This window comes from Allobosea sp. 01N443 (assembly GCF_056399325.1).
Genome location: NZ_JBFTRC010000108.1, coordinates 1 through 18198, shown reverse-complemented (window position 1 = coordinate 18198; position 18198 = coordinate 1). Strand labels below are relative to the sequence as shown.

The 18198-nt window shown below is 65.9% G+C and carries 19 protein-coding genes; 10 read left to right on the top strand and 9 right to left on the bottom strand.

The window, feature by feature from the left end:
• Nucleotides 1-9 precede the first annotated feature (9 nt).
• The 4 genes from AC1DRP_RS23080 to AC1DRP_RS23065 form a co-directional block, all read right to left on the bottom strand.
• Nucleotides 10-726, bottom strand: coding sequence for a glutathione S-transferase (locus tag AC1DRP_RS23080; RefSeq protein ID WP_441506769.1), 717 nt, complete (start codon nt 724-726; stop codon nt 10-12).
• Nucleotides 727-812: 86 nt separating this feature from the next.
• Nucleotides 813-1652 carry an amino acid ABC transporter substrate-binding protein gene (locus AC1DRP_RS23075; RefSeq protein ID WP_441491212.1) on the bottom strand — a complete coding sequence of 280 codons (840 nt, stop codon included), beginning with the start codon at nt 1650-1652 and terminating at the stop codon, nt 813-815.
• A gap of 314 nt (nt 1653-1966) precedes the next feature.
• Nucleotides 1967-3136, bottom strand: a complete 1170-nt coding sequence (locus AC1DRP_RS23070) for a YbfB/YjiJ family MFS transporter (protein ID WP_441506770.1) — start codon at nt 3134-3136, stop codon at nt 1967-1969.
• Nucleotides 3120-4037, bottom strand: coding sequence for a LysR family transcriptional regulator (locus AC1DRP_RS23065; protein WP_441506771.1), 918 nt, complete (start codon nt 4035-4037; stop codon nt 3120-3122). Before AC1DRP_RS23065 ends, AC1DRP_RS23070 begins: the two co-directional genes overlap by 17 nt.
• An 88-nt stretch (nt 4038-4125) precedes the next feature.
• Here AC1DRP_RS23065 and AC1DRP_RS23060 point away from each other — a divergent pair, with 88 nt between their 5' ends.
• The 3 genes from AC1DRP_RS23060 to AC1DRP_RS23050 all read left to right on the top strand — a co-directional run bounded on the left by AC1DRP_RS23060 (nt 4126) and on the right by AC1DRP_RS23050 (nt 6761).
• Complete coding sequence (locus AC1DRP_RS23060) at nt 4126-5187, top strand: NAD(P)H-dependent flavin oxidoreductase (RefSeq protein WP_476769660.1); 1062 nt, start codon at nt 4126-4128, stop codon at nt 5185-5187.
• 75 nt (nt 5188-5262) lie between these two features.
• A complete protein-coding gene (locus AC1DRP_RS23055) occupies nt 5263-5739 on the top strand; it encodes an NUDIX hydrolase (RefSeq protein WP_441506773.1) in 477 nt (158 codons plus the stop codon).
• A gap of 311 nt (nt 5740-6050) precedes the next feature.
• The gene (locus AC1DRP_RS23050) at nt 6051-6761 is read left to right on the top strand and encodes a formylglycine-generating enzyme family protein (RefSeq protein WP_476769659.1); all 711 of its coding nucleotides are present in this window, start codon (nt 6051-6053) and stop codon (nt 6759-6761) included.
• Between the two features lie 186 nt (nt 6762-6947).
• On the opposite strand, the gene AC1DRP_RS23045 is transcribed toward AC1DRP_RS23050, so the two are convergent.
• Nucleotides 6948-7493 (bottom strand): cupin domain-containing protein, encoded by a 546-nt coding sequence (locus AC1DRP_RS23045; RefSeq protein ID WP_476769658.1) that lies wholly within the window; start codon nt 7491-7493, stop codon nt 6948-6950.
• Nucleotides 7494-7631: 138 nt separating this feature from the next.
• Here AC1DRP_RS23045 and hisD point away from each other — a divergent pair, with 138 nt between their 5' ends.
• The 7 genes from hisD to AC1DRP_RS23010 all read left to right on the top strand — a co-directional run bounded on the left by hisD (nt 7632) and on the right by AC1DRP_RS23010 (nt 15007).
• Nucleotides 7632-8939: a histidinol dehydrogenase gene (hisD, locus tag AC1DRP_RS23040; RefSeq protein ID WP_441506776.1), complete on the top strand. Its 1308-nt coding sequence runs from the start codon at nt 7632-7634 to the stop codon at nt 8937-8939.
• A 125-nt stretch (nt 8940-9064) separates the two neighbouring features.
• Nucleotides 9065-10117, top strand: coding sequence for an ABC transporter substrate-binding protein (locus AC1DRP_RS23035; protein WP_441506777.1), 1053 nt, complete (start codon nt 9065-9067; stop codon nt 10115-10117).
• A gap of 203 nt (nt 10118-10320) precedes the next feature.
• Nucleotides 10321-11385, top strand: a complete 1065-nt coding sequence (locus tag AC1DRP_RS23030) for an ABC transporter ATP-binding protein (protein ID WP_441506806.1) — start codon at nt 10321-10323, stop codon at nt 11383-11385.
• A complete protein-coding gene (locus AC1DRP_RS23025) occupies nt 11382-12551 on the top strand; it encodes an ABC transporter permease (protein ID WP_441506778.1) in 1170 nt (389 codons plus the stop codon). Before AC1DRP_RS23030 ends, AC1DRP_RS23025 begins: the two co-directional genes overlap by 4 nt.
• Nucleotides 12548-13384 carry an ABC transporter permease gene (locus AC1DRP_RS23020; protein WP_441506779.1) on the top strand — a complete coding sequence of 279 codons (837 nt, stop codon included), beginning with the start codon at nt 12548-12550 and terminating at the stop codon, nt 13382-13384. Before AC1DRP_RS23025 ends, AC1DRP_RS23020 begins: the two co-directional genes overlap by 4 nt.
• Before the next feature lie 178 nt (nt 13385-13562).
• Nucleotides 13563-13769 (top strand): hypothetical protein, encoded by a 207-nt coding sequence (locus AC1DRP_RS23015; RefSeq protein WP_441491223.1) that lies wholly within the window; start codon nt 13563-13565, stop codon nt 13767-13769.
• Between the two features lie 5 nt (nt 13770-13774).
• Nucleotides 13775-15007 carry an anion transporter gene (locus tag AC1DRP_RS23010; protein ID WP_441506780.1) on the top strand — a complete coding sequence of 411 codons (1233 nt, stop codon included), beginning with the start codon at nt 13775-13777 and terminating at the stop codon, nt 15005-15007.
• Between the two features lie 204 nt (nt 15008-15211).
• Here AC1DRP_RS23010 and AC1DRP_RS23005 read toward each other — a convergent pair whose 3' ends face one another.
• From AC1DRP_RS23005 to AC1DRP_RS22990, 4 genes are all read right to left on the bottom strand, one after another.
• Nucleotides 15212-16123, bottom strand: a complete 912-nt coding sequence (locus AC1DRP_RS23005; protein ID WP_441506781.1) for a ribokinase — start codon at nt 16121-16123, stop codon at nt 15212-15214.
• Between the two features lie 12 nt (nt 16124-16135).
• Nucleotides 16136-16582: a ribose 5-phosphate isomerase B gene (gene rpiB, locus AC1DRP_RS23000; RefSeq protein ID WP_441506782.1), complete on the bottom strand. Its 447-nt coding sequence runs from the start codon at nt 16580-16582 to the stop codon at nt 16136-16138.
• Between the two features lie 66 nt (nt 16583-16648).
• The gene (locus AC1DRP_RS22995; RefSeq protein WP_441506807.1) at nt 16649-17416 is read right to left on the bottom strand and encodes a transporter substrate-binding domain-containing protein; all 768 of its coding nucleotides are present in this window, start codon (nt 17414-17416) and stop codon (nt 16649-16651) included.
• Nucleotides 17417-17467: 51 nt separating this feature from the next.
• Nucleotides 17468-18198, bottom strand: a 731-nt coding sequence (locus AC1DRP_RS22990) for an amino acid ABC transporter ATP-binding protein (protein ID WP_476769657.1), incomplete at its 5' end; no start/stop codon positions are given.

The following is an 18198-nucleotide window of genomic DNA, read 5'->3' as shown; positions in this document are numbered from 1 at the left end:
CCGCCATCTTCAGCGATGCGCGGTTTCGCCAGCGACCTTGCGCAGAGCCATTCCGATCTGACCGCCGCAATAGGTTTCGTCGCCATAGTCCCTGCGGGCCTTCTCGGCCAATGCGGCCAAGGGGGGCAGGGCGGAGACGCGGCGCGCGAGCCCGCTCGTGAGCGGCGCGGTCTCCTCGAGGATCGATGCGAGGACCGGGAAGCGATCGGCCATCGTCGTCCACAAGGTTGCGGTCACGACATCGGCGATGCCCGGCGCCTTGCCGCCGAGGAGAAAACCAGCCTCTGCCGTCAGCCCGTGCCGACGCCCGGTCTCTTCCCAGAACGACATCCACTTCTCGAGGCGMGGCACGAATTCGCGCCAGCGCTCTTGCGTCCACATCGACTGGCCGCCTTGCAGCGTGATTTCGTCGATGACGTCATTGGCGTCGTTGACGATCTTCATGGTCAACGCCCGCAAGGGCGGCGTGGCCGGCATGAGGCCGAGCGTCTCGCCGAGATAGAGAATGATGGCGGGCATCTGCGCGATGGCGAAGCCGTCCGCGTTGTCGATCAGCAGCGGCGGCCCCATGAACGGGACCGGCACGAGCTCGACCGGCTCGTCCATGAGCTTTGCGATCTCGCCGTCGCCGGCTTCGCGCCAGGTCTTGCCGGCCCATGCCAGCACCGCCCGCACGAACTGACCGCGAAACGGGACCGACCAGTAATAGAGCGTGTAGTCCTGCATGGAGCTGGCCTCCTTCGCGATCGGTCTCCGCCGGCGAATACTTTTGTCGGAGCCTCGAGACCTGTCAGGTCAGGCACCCAATCCCCTCATTTCGGCACGCCATTGATGACGAAGAGGGCACGGATGAACTGATCCGGCGGGAAGCTTCCAAAACTGCGGGCATAGATCTGCTTCACGCGATCGGTGCGATAGAGCTCCGCCAGCGTGGCATCGACAAGCAGGCGCAGCTTTTCATCGCCGCGCGGCAGAGCCAGCGCATAGGTCTCGAAGGTGAAATACTGGTCGGAGAGCTTCATGCCGGAGCGGTTCTCGCTGTTGAGCAGGTGATAGCTCAGGATCCCGCGATCGGCGAAATAGGCGTCGATCTTTCCCGCCGCCAGGCTGCGGACCCCGTCGGGATGAGCCAGCATCGGAACGATCTCGGCTTCGATCCCGAGTTGCGTCAAAGTCGTCTTCAGAACCTCCTCGGTCGTCGTGCCCCGGAGCACGCCGATCTTCTTGCCGCGCAGGTCCTCGAGCCGCGTCAGTTCATTGGTCCGATGCAGGACGCCGGCGCCATCGATGAAGGTCGGGAGCGAGAAATCGACCATGGCGCGGCGCGACATGGTCATCGATGTCGGATCGCAGAGAATATCGATCTTGCCGTCGCGCAACGCCTCCAGGCGAGCCGTGGACGAGACCTCGACATAGTCGATCTTGAGCGCCGGCAGACCCTGCGCCTTCTTCACGCCGGCGGCGACTTCGCGGCAGAGATCGACGATATAGCCGGAGGGTTCGCCGCTGGTCGTCCGATAGGAATACGGGGGCGCATCGACCCGGAAGCCAAGCCGCAATGTCCCGGTCTCGCGGGCCCGTGCCAGGGTGTCCGCCGCCAGGCTTGCCGCCGATGTCGCCACGCAGAGAAATGCGATCAATAAAGCTTGCATAGTCGCGTTCCGCCCTTTGGTCATGGCGCACACTAAGCCGGTCGGATGGATCGAAGAACGTCGTTTCTGGCGGCCGGGGCTTGCGATGCGTGCGTATCGCTTCTCGTATTCTTGCCGTGTCTTCTTGCCGATGAGTGCTCCATCGAGGATGCGCCGCGCCTCATGACAATCCAGCAGAACGACATCGCCGGCATCACCATGTTATGCAGCTTGTCACGCAGCGGCAAGAATGCCTGTTCTCGATCCTTCGGGGATCGCAGGAGCCGGGTCGGGACCGTGACGCGATCCGAGAGATGATCGCCCCGGCGGCGCAGTCAGACTGGATGCGATTGCGCCCTATTGCCGGGGAGATCCACGCACAGAACGGCGCCGGCAACCAGCGATGCGGCGGCGATGCTCAGGGAGATGTCGAACGCCTGGGTACGGGCATAGATCGCATTGGCCATGAGYGGGCCGACGATCTGCCCGATGCCGAAGGAGGCGGTCATCAGCGCCAGCATGTTGAAACGGACCGCCGCCGCCACCTTGCGCGCGGCCGGCATGGCGATCGTCGCCGTGCCCATGAAGGTGCCGCCGACGAGCAATGCGCTCAGCACGTAGGCTGCGGGCGTGTGCAGCACAGGCAGTGCGACGCCGATCGCTTGAACGACCAGATTGCTCGCCAGGCTCCGACGTGTGCCGAAGCGCTCGTGCATGGCATGCCAGAAGAAGCAGGACGGCACGGCGCCAAGTCCGAAGACCGCCCAGATATGCACGGGATCGGTGGCCGTGAGCACCTGTCCGACCAGAAGGGGGAGATAGGTCGCGGTGACGATGTAGCCGAATCCGGCCAGCCCATAGATCACGATCAGCCGCAGGGGAGCGAGCAACTGCGCACTATGGGCTTGCCCATGCGCCGACAGCGGTTGGGGCGCCACCGCCGGTGCCCGGTCGCTGCGCCGCTGCAGGTTCAGGGCAGCAGCTGCGAGAGCCGCTGCCGCCACGGCAAGGGTGAGCCAGATCGCCCGGCTCGACAATGCGTTGAGATGCGCAAGGGCGATCAGCTCCGCCGACACCACGATGCCGATGCCGACGCCGGCGAAGAGGGCGGGCGCTCCCTGATGGTGCTTGCGATCGTGAATCAGCCAATGCGAGGCGGCCACCATGGCAAACGCGCTCGAGATGCCGGCAAGGCCGCGCACGGTGACGATCGCCCGTTCCGGCAATGGCAGGGCGAGCGCGCCGAGCAGGGCGACGGTTGAAACGACGGCGAGAGCGCAAAGCCTCCGGCTCGGGATGCCGGTCAGGACCGCGCTCAGCAATGCGCCGGCCAGATATCCGGCATAATTGGCTGCGGCTGCATAGGATCCGGCCTGCACGGAGATGGTGTGATCGGAAATCATCAGCGGATAGAGGCCGGTGAAGGCGAACCGGCCAAAGCCCATGCCGATGACGAGCACGAGCGCGGCCGCGATCGTGGCCTCTCGTTCATGGGTTCTCGGCATTGGCCCGAACCTCGATGGCCCCAACCTCGATGTCGGAGAAACCGGCAAGCAGGTCGCGGAATGCGGTGAAGGCGGGCGTCGAAAATCCCGGCCGGCAGGCAAGATAGGTATCGACCCGCATCAACGCCTTCTCCTCGACGGCGCCTGTGTGACGCAGAAGATCGAGCACGGAGCGGGGCATGATGCTGAAGCAGGAGCCCGCGGCCGTGCAGGCGAACATGGCGTGATAGGAGCGGACCTCATGGATGGAGAAACGCCCCTTCACCGTGCCGAAGCCGGTCAGCCATTCCTCGGCGAGCATGCGGTAGGTGCAGCCCGGCGCAAAGGCGGCGAGCGCCTTGGGCTTGAGGTCTGCTGCGTGCCGTACCTCGGGATGCCCCGGCGGAAGCACGAGCACGAGGTCCTCGCGGAAGACCGGCAGCGTGTCGAGATCCTGCGGGCCTAGCCACCACTCGCCCGATGGGACAGCGATCAGTGCGGCATCGATGCGATGGGCGAGGAGAGAGTCGATCAACTGCCGGGTCGGCGCCGTCGACAGATCGAGCGTGACCTCGGGCCAGCGTTGGTTGAAGCGGGCCAGCGGCACGGGCAGCCGGCTTGCGACGGTGCATTCCATCGAGCCGATGCGCAGCACGCCGGCCGGCCCCGCCGGATTGACGACCTGAATGGCCTCGTCCGCGAGGTTCAGGATCCGGTCGGCATAGTCGAGATAGGTCCGTCCTGCCGCGGTCAGCGTCATGCCCTTCCGCTCGCGCAGGAACAGCGGCACGCCGACCGCCTCCTCGATCTGCTGGATGCGGGTCGTGACATTCGAAGGCACACGCCCAAGCAGCTCCGCGGCGCGGGTGATGCTCTGCTCCCTGGCGACGGTCCGGAAGACCGCGAGCGCGGCGAAATCCATTTCAATTCTCCATTGAGAAATCAATTTGGATGTGTATTCTCTTTTTGAGAATTAAAGTCAACGATGGTGCGGAGCGCGGGAGGCCGGGATGTTGAGCAAGCTGGGCGTTGAGGTGCCGATCGTGCAGGCGCCGATGGCGGGTGTTTCGACCCCCGCCCTTGCTGCCGCCGTGTCCAATGCGGGCGGGCTCGGCTCGATCGGTGTTGGCGCGACGGATGCCGCAGGCGCCCGCGCGATGATCGCGGATCTGAGGGCGCGGACCGAGCGCGCGTTCAACGTCAATGTCTTCGTGCACGGCCCGGCAAAGCCGGATCCGGAGCGCGAGGCGGCGTGGCTGCACTGGCTGTCGCCGCTCTTTTCGGAGTTTGGCGCCGCGCCTCCGGCGGCACTGCGCACGATCTACAAGAGCTTTGCCGATGATGCCGACATGCTTTCGATGCTCGTCGAGGCGAGGCCGCCGGTCGTCAGTTTCCATTTCGGCCTGCCGTCGCCGCAAGCCATTCAGCGCTTGAAGGGGGCGGGCACCACACTCTTCGCCACGGCGACCAACCTCGAAGAGGCAAGGCAGATCGAGACCGCCGGGATCGACGCGATCGTGGCACAGGGCATCGAGGCCGGCGGGCATCGCGGCGTGTTCGATCCGGCGGCTCCCGATGAGGCCCTGGGAACCGTCGCCCTGACACGCCTCCTGGTGGCGAACAGCACGCTGCCGGTCATCGCCGCCGGCGGCATCATGGATGGGGCCGGCATTGCTGCCGCACTCGACCTCGGTGCTGTCGCCGCTCAGCTCGGCACGGCTTTCATCGCCTGTCCGGAATCGGCTGCCGATGATGCCTATCGCGCGGCGCTCGCGGGCCCCGGCGCCTATCACACCCGGCTGACAGCGCTGATCTCCGGTCGGCCGGCGCGCTGCCTCGCCAATCGCTTCACGGACCTCCATGAAAGCGTGGCAGCCCGGCTGCCGCCGGATTACCCGATCGCCTATGACGCCGGAAAGGCTCTCCATGCCGCCGCAAAGGCCAAGGGCGAGCACGGCTTCGGCGCCCAATGGGCCGGGCAGGGCGCTCCGCTCGCCCGCGCCATGCCGGCGGCCGAACTCGTCGCCACATTGCTGCGCGAGCTGAAGGCGGCCTCCGAAGCGGCGCGATGACGGGCCGCTGACATCTGCTGTCGCTCGGCATCCTCAGAGTGCCGCGACCGTCCACCCCGTCAGGTAGCCTTGGCCATGTCCGCTCGCGATCGTCACACCCTCTCAGCCTCCGTCTTCGTCGCCTTATGCAGGGGCGACGAGGTCCTCTTGCTGCGGAGGACGGCGACAGGATGGATGGACGGTGCCTTCAGTCTTCCCGCTGGAGGGCTTGAGGCCGGCGAGACGATCGCCCAAGCGGCGATCCGAGAAGCCCTGGAAGAGGTCGGCGTGCGCATCGCGCCTGCTGATCTCGTCCACGTCCATACATTTCACAGCCTGACGGAGGGCCGGGACTGGGTCGGTCACGTCTTCACCGCAGCGCGATGGGACGGCACGCCCAGGCTGATGGAAACCGAAAAGCACGCTGATCTCGGCTGGTGGCCGTTCGGATCATTGCCGCCCGAGACCATTCCCTATGTCCGGCAGGCCCTTTTGAACGTCAGCCAGGCCGTCTCCTATTCCGAGTATGGCTGGGGCGGCGCCCGGCAGAACAATGCCTTGCTGGAGGGATAGCCGGGCTCGCTGCCCACCTGGCCAACAGCGAAGCGCGGCCCGCCTATCGCCATGCCTTTGAGGCTCAACGGGTCGTGAACACCGCCCAGCAACCGACCGGCTGATCGGGCTCCGGCTCGCATTCGTCATCTGCGTGGAAGGGGCTGCCGACACTCGCCGATTTCATGGGGTTGGCAGGAGGGTTAGGGCATCTGCCTGAAAAGCGGATTGCGGATATGGGGAAAGCCGATGCGGACACAGGCTCGAGGTGGTTTGCGGAAGATCGGATCATCAAGCAGATTGYCGCGTACCGCAATTGCTGACGAGAGATCGTGGACGAGTTTCAGGAAACGCTAAGCCTTCGGATGCTCACGATCCCGGCCGGCATCGTGGCGCTGAGGGACGACCGCATCCAGCGGCGCTGCGATGTCGCGCTGGAATCCTACAGGATTGGAGCCGCCCCGGTGACGCAGGCACTCTACGCCGAGGTCACGGGGAGTTGGCCTTCGTCCCATGTGGACGCCAGATGCCCTGTAGAAAGCGTCTCCTGGCTCGACGCGGTTGCGTTCTGCAATCAACTGTCCGGAAAACGGGGCCTCACTGCGGCTTATGTCATCCACGACGACGCGCAAGGAGCGGATCTCCTCGCCGATGCCGACGGATATCGCCTTCCCACCGAGGCAGAGTGGGAACACGCCTGCCGTGCGGGAACGCGCGGGCCTCGCTATGGCGACCTCGGCGATATCGCCTGGTTCGCCGATAACTCGGGCGAGCGGCCCCAGCCTGTTGGCGGCAAGCAATCCAATGCCTGGGGTCTTTACGATATGCTCGGCAACGTATGGGAGTGGTGCTCCGACCAGTACGACCCACAGGTCTACGGCGCCTACCGCAACTTCCGTGGCGGCGGTTGGGCAGACGGCGAAAGAGGTTGCCTGGCAACCAATCGCCGTCGAAGCCATCCCACCTTCCGGATAGACGATCTGGGCTTTCGCCTCTGCGCAAACGCCGGAGTGTCGGGAACAGACGGACGGATGGGCAGCTAAAGCATCGGCCCGAAAAGTGGATTGCGGTTTTCGGGGCAAAGCCGATGCAAAGACAAAGGGTTAGATCATCGGACTGGATACGATATCCGGTCCGATGATCCAGGGGTGAGAACGGAAGCAGGCCCTCTCAATGAAGAGCGCCTGCCTCGGAACCATGCCCGGGTATCTAGCCGCAGCGTCCAGGGATCAATAGGTCGGGGGCGTGATGGCGCTGATGATCTCGCTCGGTTCCGCCGAGGCATTCCGGAACCGGTGCGGCTCCCGGCTGTCGAAATAATAACCATCGCCAGGCTGCAGGACCGATGACCGGCCCGCGACGGTGACCTCGACCGCGCCGCGGATGACGAGGCCGCCTTCCTGGGCCGAATGGGAGAAGGCCTCGCCCGTGTCGGCGCCGGGGGCGTAGGTCTCGTGCAGCATCAGCATCGAGCGGTTGGGAAAGCCCGTTCCGATGACGCGGTAGGAGATCGCGTCGGCCCGGCCGATTTCCGTCATTTCAGCCGCCCGGCAGAAAGGATTTGGCGGCGAGGCCGCATGAAAATCCAGAAAGAAGCCCGACATGGTCGTGCCGAGCGCGTCGAGCACGGCATGCAGCGTGTCGAGCGAAGGGCTGATCAGGTCCCGCTCGATCAGCGAAATCGACGAGTGGGAAATCCCTGAACGCAAGGYGACGGCGCGGACGCTGAGCTGACGGCGGAGCCGTAGCTCCCTCAAACGGTCGCCGATCTTCATGGAAGGCCTCCTTCAGCTGAGCGCCGCATCTGAGCCCAGCTGGTGAATATCTTCAACGCCCCTGCTGGCCTCCTTGCCTTGTCGCTGCGTGGCGCAGAAGCTTGGCCAGCTCGATCCCGCTCACCGGAAGCAGCCTGCATGTCCAAATCCGATCTCGCCCTGGAAGCCCGGATCACGCGCATCAAGGCGCCCCAGCGCAGCGCCTGGAGCGACAACACCCCGGTCGAGGCCACCGTGAAGGCGGTTCTGGAGGCGGTGCGACGGGACGGCGACGCGGCCCTGCGGCACTATTCCCGCGAGTTCGACAAGCTCGAGATCGACGCCTTCGAAGTCTCGCCCTCGGAGCGTGCCGCCGCGCTGGACGGATTGGAGACGCGGACCCGGGCCGACACCGAGTTCGCGATCGAGCGCGTGCGGGCCTTCGCCGAAGCCCAGCGCCAGACCCTGCTGCCCCTCGAGATCGAGCCGCTGCCGGGCCTGCATCTCGGCCACCGCATCATCCCGATCGCCCGCGTCGGCGCCTATGTCCCGGGCGGGCGCTATCCGCTGCTCTCGGCGCCGATCATGACGATCGTGCCGGCCAAGGTCGCGGGCTGTGACGAGGTCATCGCCTGCCTGCCGCCCGGCGCCCATCCGGCGATGATCGCCGGCTGCCATCTCTCCGGCGCCGACCGGATCTTTCGCATCGGCGGCGCGCAGGCGATTGCCGCGATGGCCTTCGGCACGGAGAGCATTCCGGCAGTCGACAAGATCGTCGGCCCGGGCAATGCCTATGTGAATGAGGCCAAGCGCCAGGTTTTTGGGCTGGTCGGTATCGACCAGCTCGCCGGTCCCAGCGAGATCTTCGTCGTCGCCGACGAGACCGGCGATGCCGTGACGATCGCGGTCGACCTCTTGGCGCAAGCCGAGCATGACGTGCGCACCCGCGTCGGCCTGATCACCACGGACCGCGCCCTGGCGGATAAGGTGCTCGTCGAGATCGAGCGGCAGCTCGGCAATCTTTCGACCGCGCCGGTCGCCGCCGCCGCCTGGCGCGACTATGGCGAGATCGTCGTCTGCGCCGACGAGACCGCCATGTTGGCCTATTCCGACCATATCGCTGCGGAGCATCTGGAGGTGCATACCCGCGACGCGCATGCCACAGCGGCGAAGCTGCGCAATTACGGCTCGATCTTCATCGGGGTCGCAGCCAGCGTGGTCTATTCCGACAAGTGCTGCGGCACGAACCACACGCTGCCGACCATGGCGGCCGGGCGGTATACCGGCGGCCTCTGGGTCGGCTCCTATCTCAAGACCTGCACGCATCAATGGCTCGACGAGCGCGGCGTGGCGGCAGTCGCCCCACCGGCCATGCGCCAGAGTGCCAGCGAAGGCCTGGAAGGCCACCGGCGGGCGGCGGCGCTGCGGCTCGCGCCGGCACAGCTGCTGCGAGAGATCGGAGCCTGATCGACGCGAAGTTTTTCCGGAAACCCCTCTATCGCACCGCGATAAAGGGGGCTCCAATAGGGGCAACGACGATCCCAACCGCGAGGGGCGGGGGGATCGCTGCAGCAGAAGCAGGGAGAAGATCCATGACGTTTCTGAAGTCCATACTCGGCAGCACCGCGCTCGCGGCGGGGCTTGTCATCGCCGGCCTCGGCGCGGCGTCGGCCCGCGATCTCACCGTCGTATCCTGGGGCGGCAACTACCAGGACGCGCAGCGCAAGATCTACTTCAAGCCCTTCGCGGAAAAGACCGGCAAGCCGGTCCTCGACGAATCCTGGGACGGCGGCGTCGGCGTCGTCCAGGCCAAGGTGAAGGCCGGTACGCCGAACTGGGACGCCGTGCAGGTCGAGGCCGATGAACTCGCCATCGGTTGCGCCGACGGCCTTTACGAGAAGCTCGACTGGAGCAAGCTCGGCGGCAAAGACAAGTTCCTGCCGAGTGCGGTGAGCGATTGCGGCGTCGGTGCCATCGTCTGGTCGACGTTGCTCTCCTACGATTCCGAGAAGCTGAAGACGGCGCCGACCTCCTGGAAGGATTTCTGGGACACCAAGACCTTTCCGGGCAAGCGCGCCCTGCGCCGGGGCCCGAAATATGCGCTCGAATTCGCGCTGATGGCCGATGGCGTCGCGCCGAAGGACGTCTATAAAACGCTACGCGAGAAGGGCGGCGTCGACCGCGCCTTCAAGAAGCTCGACGAGATCAAGTCCGATATCGTCTGGTGGGAATCGGGCGCGCAGCCGCTGCAGCTGCTGAAATCCGGCCAGGTCGTGATGACCTCTGCCTATAACGGCCGCATCAGCGGCATCAACAAGACCGAGGGTACCAAGTTCAAGACCGTCTGGCCGGGCTCCATCTACGCCGTCGACAGCTGGGTGATCCTGAAGGGCAGCCCGAACAAGGACCAGGCGATGGACTTCATCGCCTTCGCCAGCCTGCCGGAGAACCAGTCCAAGCTGCCGCAGGACATCGCCTATGGCCTGCCCAACAAGGCTGCCGCGGCCGCCGTCCCGGCCGATCTCGCCGTGGATCTGCCGACCGCGCCGCAAAATCTCGAGAATGCGATCGCGATCGATGTCGACTACTGGAACGACAATATCGAGGACCTGACCAAGCGCTTCAACGCCTGGGTCGGCAAGTAGGCCGGCAAATCGGGCGGTAAGGGAGGGCGGCCACTAGCCGCCTTCGCCTGGCCGCTCGTCATGCGACGCGCCCCGGGCACGCCAGATCGTGCCCGGGGCCGCCCCCGTCCGCCGCCCGGCCTGGCGCCGTCTCCGAACGGTTCCTCGCCGCGGCCGCAACGGCTTCGCCTCATCCTCACGGGAAGATTGATCATTTGCGAGATCTGGATCCGTTCATTCATTTCGAGGCCATCAGCAAGGTATTCGGCACGGTCACGGTGGTTGATGCGCTCGACTTCCATGTCGCGCGGGGCGAGTTCGTCAGCCTTCTCGGCCCCTCGGGCTCGGGCAAGACGACGCTCCTGATGATGCTCGCCGGGTTCGAGGCGCCGTCCGGCGGGCGCATCCATGTCGACGGGCGGCGCGTCGAGCATCTGCCGCCGCACAAGCGCGAGATGGGCGTCGTCTTCCAGAATTACGCGCTCTTCCCGCATATGACGATCGCCGAGAATGTCGGCTTTCCCCTCAAGATGCGCGGCGTCGCCCGGGCGGAGCGTGAGGCGAGGGTGAAGCGCGCGCTCGATCTGGTGCGCCTGAGCCATCTCGCCGACCGCCGGCCCTCGCAGCTCTCCGGCGGCCAGCAGCAGCGCATCGCGCTCTCGCGCGCCCTGGTCTACGAGCCCAAGGTCGTGCTGATGGACGAGCCGCTGAGCGCGCTCGACAAGCAGTTGCGCGAGCATATGCAGCTCGAGATCCGCGCGCTGCATCGCGAGCTCGGGCTGACCGTGATCTTCGTGACGCATGATCAGGGCGAGGCGCTGACCATGTCGGACCGCGTCGCGGTGCTGAACCGCGGCAAGATCGAGCAGTTCGATACGCCGTCTGGCCTCTATGACAGGCCGCGGACGCGCTTCGTCGCCGAATTCATCGGCGAGACCAATCTGCTGGCGGGGCGCGTCGCGCAGCGCCAGGGCGAGGCCACGACGGTGGCGCTCGCATCCGGTGGGAGCGTGACCTGCGACAGGGCAGTGTCGTTTGAACCCGACAGCGAGGTGATGGTCTCGGTTCGTCCCGAAATGCTGCATCTCGTGCAGGATGCTGCTGCCGCCAACGCCTTGCCGGTGACGGTCGAGGACCATGTCTATCATGGCGATCATATCCGCCTGCATCTCGCCTTCGGGGAGAGCCGTCTGGTCGCACGGGCCGGGCGGCGCGATGCGGCACCACCTGTCGGCAGCACGGCCTTCGCCAGCTTCGCGCCCGGCGATTGCTCGCTGGTGGCGCCATGAGCGCGCGCCTCAAGGCTCTGCTCCTGGTCCTGCCGCTGGTCGTCTTCCTCGGCCTGTTCTTCCTCTGGCCGCTCTGGATGATGGTCTCCACGGCGGTGCAGGGCGGCACGGTGCGCCTCGCCTTTCCACAGACGGCGACCGCGATCGCGAACTGGGATGGAGCAGGCCCGCCGTCGGCTGCCTTGCAAGCGGCGCTCGTCCGGGATTTGCGGACCGACACGCCGCAGGAGCGCTTCGGCGATGCGGTGCGCACGCTGAACAGCCAGCAGGCCGGTTTCCGCACGCTGCTCCCCCGCACGGCGCGGGCCGTGCGCGAGGCCGGCGAAGCGGACGTGGTCGATCTCGTCGCCCTCGACCCGCGTTGGAGCGAGCAGAGCTATTGGCTGGCGCTGAAGCGCAGCATGCCGGCCTATACGGATGCCAATCTGCTGGCGGCGGTCGACCTCAAGCGCAATGACGAGGCGCGGATCGAGCCCGTCGAAGCCGATTTCGCCGTCAACCGCGCGATCATGCTGCGGACCTTCGTCATTGCCGGCCAGGTCACGCTGCTTTGCGCGGCGATCGGCTTGCCCTTCGCGATGCTGGCGGCGAGCGTGTCGGGCTGGAAGCGCAATGCGCTGCTCATCGCCGTGCTGCTGCCGCTCTGGACATCGCTTTTGGTGCGCACGGCGGCCTGGCTGATCCTGCTGCAGGATAACGGGCTGATCAACCAGACGCTGCGCGCGCTCGGGCTGATCGAGACGCCGCTCTCGTTGATCTACAACCGCACCGGCGTGCTGATCGCCATGACGCATGTCCTGCTGCCGCTGATGGTGCTGCCGATCTATGCCAGCCTGATCGCGATCCCGCGGAACCTGATGCCGGCCGCCGCGGCGCTGGGCGCAGCCCCGCTGCAGGCCTTCCGCCATGTCCTGCTGCCGCTCGCCATGCCGGGCCTGCTCTCGGGCTCGCTGCTCGTCTTCATGGTGGCGCTCGGCTACTACATCACCCCGGCTTTGACAGGCGGGGCCGGCGACCAGATGATCAGCTCGGTCATCGCCTTCTACGCGACGGGAACGGCGAACTGGGGCATGGCGGGCGCGCTCGGCCTGTTCCTGCTGGTGCCGACGACCGTGCTCTACATCCTTTACGGCCGGCTCTCGCGCACGCCGCTGGTGCAGACATGAGCGGCGTGTCTCGCCCCGGCGCTGCGGCCTTCAACGCCGTGCGGCTCGCTTTCGCCGCGCTCGCCGTCGCCTTCCTGCTACTGCCGCTCGTCGCGATCCTGCCGCTCGCCTTCACCGACAGCGTCTTCCTGGTCTATCCGATCAGCGGCCCCTCGCTGCGCTGGTTCGGCGCGCTGGCCGAAAGCCAGGCCTGGACCCGTGCGATCGTCAATTCGCTGATCATCGGCACGGGCGCGACCGTCGTCGCGACGGTGGTCGGAACGCTTGCCGCGCTTGGGCTCAGGCGCGAGCTCCTGCCGTTTTCCGGATTGTTGCGCTCGGTCTTCCTGCTGCCGATGGTGGTGCCGGCGGTCGTGCTCGGCGTCGGCATGCAGATCCTGTACGCCCGCATGGGGCTGGCCTCGAGCTATCTCGGCGTCATCATTGCGCATGCGGTGCTCTGCGTGCCCTTCGTGCTCGTCAATGTTGCGAGCTCGCTGGCCAGCATCGACCCGGCGCTGGAGCGTGCCGCAGCCAGTCTCGGCGCCTCGCCGGTCAAGGTCTTCCGCGGCGTGACGCTGCCGCTGGCCATGCCCGGCATTCTGACCGGCGCGGTCTTTGCCTTCGCGACCTCGCTCGACGAGGTGGTGATCACGCTCTTCGTCGCGGGCCCCAACCAGACCACGCTCGCCCGTCAGATGTTCTCCTCGCTCCGCGAGAACATCAGCCCGGCGATCGCGGCCGCAGCCTTCATCATCATGATCGTGACCTTCGCCTTGCTGCTTGCCGTGAAGGGCGCCTCGCTCTTCCAGGCGCTGCGCAAGAGGCAGAAGGTTCAGCCGAGTGAGGCGTGAGGCCGGCATCAGGTCGCAAAAACCACCAGATCTGGTTGCGCTCGTTTGGTAGCTCCCGGCTCCCTTCTGCCAAGGGAATGGCGTGGAATCGATCGGATGCGCTTATTGAGGTTGAAAGGCGACGCGCCCGATAGCCGGAGCCATTTCCCGCTTGGGGCATGTCTGCTTCGGGCTTCGAATGGCTTGGGGCGTCGGCGCCTCGATCTCCGCTTCGCTGGCGGGCGTGATCATCGTCAACGCCGGTTACTCAACGGCCTTCGTCAGGCTCCCCGCCTGCGGCCTCGTCTTCTATCTCGTTGCCATGCCGGAGACCCGCGGCTATGAGCCGCCGACCGACCACCGCGCCATTCCGGCGCCGGCGATGACGGGCGAAAGAGCGGCGTAACCTTCATGACGGGCTGGGGGCTCAACGCGACGCAGTTCCTCGCGATCGCGATCTTCGTCGCGACCTATGTCGCGATCGCCATCGGCCGGATGCCGGGCCTGCGCGTCGACCGGGCCGGGGCGGCGCTGGTCGGGGCCGCGCTCATGGTCGGCTGCGGCGTGCTCTCGCTGGAGGACGCCTATCGCGCGATCGACCTCGACACCATCACGCTCCTGCTCGGCATGATGATCGTCGTCGCCAATCTGCGGTTATCGGGTTTCTTTCGCATGGTAGCCGGCTGGGCCGTCGGCAAGGCGTACCACCCGGCGCTGCTGCTCGCGGCCGTCGTGGTGACGACCGGCGTGCTCTCGGCGTTTCTCGTCAACGACGCGATCTGCCTGGTGATGACGCCCATCGTCATCACGCTGACCCGCGCGCTCGACCGCAACCCGGTGCCTTATCTCATCGCAGTCGCGCTCGCCTCGAACGTAGGCTCGACCGCGACGATCACCGGTAACCCCCAGAACATGATCATCGGCAATCTCTCGGGGATCTCCTACGGCGCCTTCACTGCGGCGTTGGCGCCGGTGGCAGCACTCGGACTAATCGTCACGATCCTGCTCGTGCTCCTCCTCAACCCGCGCGAGTACTTCACCCGCCAGAGGCTGCCGACGGTCTCGATCCCCGCGCATTTCCATAGTTGGTTGGCGCTCAAATCGGCGCTCATCTCCCTGGCAATGATCGTGCTGTTCTTCCTCGGCCAGCCGGTCGCCAAGGTCGCGATCTGCGCGGCGGCCTTGCTGCTGCTGACGCGGCGCATCGAGCCGCGCAAAGTCTATGGCGATATCGACGGGCAGCTCCTGCTGATGTTCGCAGGCCTCTTCGTCGTCGTGCGCGGGCTGGAGCACGCGGTGCTGACCAAGGAGGTCCTGGCCCAGGCCGCGCATTTCGACCTCGGCAATGTCGCGGCGCTTACCGGGGTCACCGCTGTCCTGTCCAACCTCGTCAGCAATGTCCCGGCCGTGCTGGTGCTGAAGCCCTTCGTCGAGCAGTTGCAGGATCCGCAGCGCGCCTGGCTCGTCGTGGCGATGGCCTCGACGCTCGCGGGTAATTTCACGCTCCTAGGCTCCGTCGCCAACCTCATCGTCGCCGAGCGCGCTGCCAAGGAGGGCATCTCGATCGATTTCTGGACCTATTTCAAGATCGGCGCGCCACTGACCATCGCCACGCTAGCGATCGGCCTCTACATGCTGTCCTGACTTCAGAAAGCAGTCGGGGCCGCTTKGGTCGCTTCGAGAAGCCGCAGATCTCCGACACGGACCGGGGCGCGCCAGGCCTATCAAAGGGTTTGCCGCAAAGGACGACGATATCAAGAAAGGCGAACTCTACCGGCCGACGATGATGCAGCTTCCCGCGAAGCCGCTGGGTAGCCAATGATGTAAGCGATTGCCATGAGGGCGCGCTCAGAGTGCGCGCACCACGTGGAGCGCGTCGCGGACTGGCATTCCGCCTTGCGCGCCGGCCGACAGGCAGGAGAGCGCGGCCGCCTTGCAGCCGAAACGAAGGGCATCGGCGAGGGGGGAGCCTTCGTGAAGGGCAACCGCAATCGCGCCGACGAAGGTGTCGCCGGCTCCCGTGGTGTCGACTGGCACGATGGCTGGCGTCGTTGCCGTGCAAACCTGTCCATCGGCCGTATAGGCGAAGGCGCCTCGCGCACCGGCCGTGACGATGCAGGTCGTGGCGGAGCGCGTCGCGAGCTGCGCGATGTCGTCGGCGGCAACGCCCAGGATCAGGGCGATGTCGCTGGCCTCATGCTCGTTCACGACGAGAATATCGCTCGCTTCCAGCAGAGCCGTGGCCTCGTCGCCTGTCATCGCGGGAGGAACCGGGGCGCAGTTCCAGATGACGCGGCCGCCGGCCTGGCGGGTGCGGCGCGCCACGTCGAGCGAGGCCGGGAAGGGCACTTCCATCTGCAGCACGAGAACGGTGCCGCTCCTGAGCATGGCGTCCGGCACATCCCCCGCGGACAACGCGCCATTGGCGCCGCTCGCGACGGTGATCGCATTCTCCGCCTGCGCATCGACCGAGATGAAGGCGCAGCCGGTCGGGGTGTCGCAGACACGGACCAGCTCCGTCGATACGCCGTTGCGACCGAGGTTTTCGGTCGAATCCCGCCCGAAGGCATCGGCACCGACGCAAGCCGCCATCACCAAGGTGCCGGGCGCCGAGAGGCGCGCCGCAGCCACCGCCTGATTGGCGCCCTTGCCACCGAAATGCTGCTCATGGGAGCGGGCGAGCACCGTCATGCCCGGTCCCGCAATGGTGGCGACCCTTGCCACCAGATCCACGTTGATGGAGCCAAAGACCAGGATCATCGGCGGGTTCGCTCAGCCTTCCGCGTCCATCGCGTGCAGCTTGTCGACGCGGCGGCGGAAGTCCTCGTCGGTGGAGAACTCTGCCGCCAGATAGGCGTCGATCAGGTCGCTCGCCAGCCACGGGCCGATGATCTTGGCACCGATGCACATGACGTTGACATCGTCATGCTCGACGCTCTGATGGGCCGAGTGAACGTCATGGCAGACGGCCGCGCGGATGCCCTTCATCTTGTTGGCCGCGATCGAGGCGCCGACGCCGGTGCCGCAGACCATGATGCCGCGGTCGGCCTCGCCGGACGTGACCTTGCGCGCCACCTCGCGTGCGATGTCGGGGAAGTCGACCGGCTGGTCATCGAAGGATCCGACATCGAGCACATCGTGCCCGAGCGTCCTGATATGGTCGATGACGTGCTTCTTGAGAGACCATCCGGCGTGGTCCGAGCCAATGACGAGGCGCATGGGTAGTATCCTTGTTTCGAAGTGGGAGCCGGCGGCCGCAAGTGCACACCGCCGGCCTGTCTGACGTCAGCCCCGCATGTTTTCGGGCAGTTCGGTGCCGTGGAACTTCTTGTAGATGGCGTTGAGCTTGCCGTTCTTGAGGTTCTCCTGAACCCAGGCATCGAGCTTTTCGAGCAGCTTCGGCTCACCCTTCTTCACGCCGATGGCGAGATCGAAATTGGTGATCGAGACCTTCGGCTCGAAGGCGCGGGCCGGCGCCTTGACGCCGATCTGGCTGACGATCGTCGCCGAGGTCGCGATGCAGTCGGCCTGCCCGGAGATCGCTGCCGTGACCATGGTCGCATCGTCGTCATAGCGCGCGAGCTTGAGGTCGCGTTCCTTCATGTTGGTGAGCGTGGTGTCCTGCGTGGTGCCGCGCGAGACGCCGATCGTCTTGCCCTTGAGATCGTCCCAGCTCTTGACCTGATCGGACTTCAGGCAGCCGACCACCGATTGCAGGGCGGCATAGGGCTTGGAGAAGTCGATCACCTTGGCGCGTTCGGGCGTCACCGACAGCGTCGAGATGATGATGTCGGCCTTGTTGGTCTGCACATTGGGAATGCGCGTCGCGCCGGTCGTCTGCACGAATTCGAGCTGCAGGCCCCAGTCCTTGGCGAGAAGCTCGGCGGTTTCGACATCCGAGCCCGTCGGCTTCATCGTGCCGTCCATCATGCCCGACGGCGGGATCGCCAGATCCGTCGCGATGCGGATCTTCTTCGCCTTCATGATGTCGTCGAACACATCGGCGCGTGCGCCGTGCCCGGACAGCGTTGCCAGCCCAGCCGCGAGCAGCATGGTGGCGATTGCATTGCGTTTCATCCCTGGATCTCCCTTGCCTTGGATTTTTTAAAAGCCCGTTCCGACGAACTGGGCGAGTTCCGGTGTCGCCGGGGCGGCAAGGATCGAGGCTGTTCCCGTCTCGTGAACCTTGCCGGCATGCATGAACACCACCTTGTCGGCGATGCCCCTGGCAAATCCCATCTCGTGCGTGACCATCACCATGGTCATGCCGTCCGCAGCGAGCGCTTCGATGACCTTCAGCACTTCCCCGGTCAGTTCGGGGTCGAGCGCCGAGGTCACTTCGTCGAACAGCATCACCTTCGGTTGCATGGCGAGCGAGCGCGCGATCGCCGCGCGCTGCTGCTGGCCGCCGGAAAGCTGTTCGGGATAGGCGTGGAGCTTTTCCGCCAGGCCGACCTGCGCCAGCACCGCCTGGGCGCGTTCGCGGGCCTCGGCCTTGGCCATCCGCTTCACCGAGACCGGCGCCAGCGCGATGTTCTGCTCGATCGTCAGATGGGGGAAGAGATTGTAGCTCTGGAAGACGATGCCGACATCCTGGCGCAGCGCGCGCAGATCGATGTCGGGGGCATCGACACGGTGGCCGCAGACATGGATCTCGCCACTGTCGATCGTCTCGAAGCGGTCGATGCAGCGCAGTGCGGTGCTCTTGCCGGAACCGGAACGGCCGATCAGGACGAGCACATCGCCGCGCGCCACCGAGAAATCGACGCCGTCCAGCACCTTCAGGCTGCCGAAGCTCTTGTGAACATCCCTGAGGGAAACGACCGGGCTGTCCT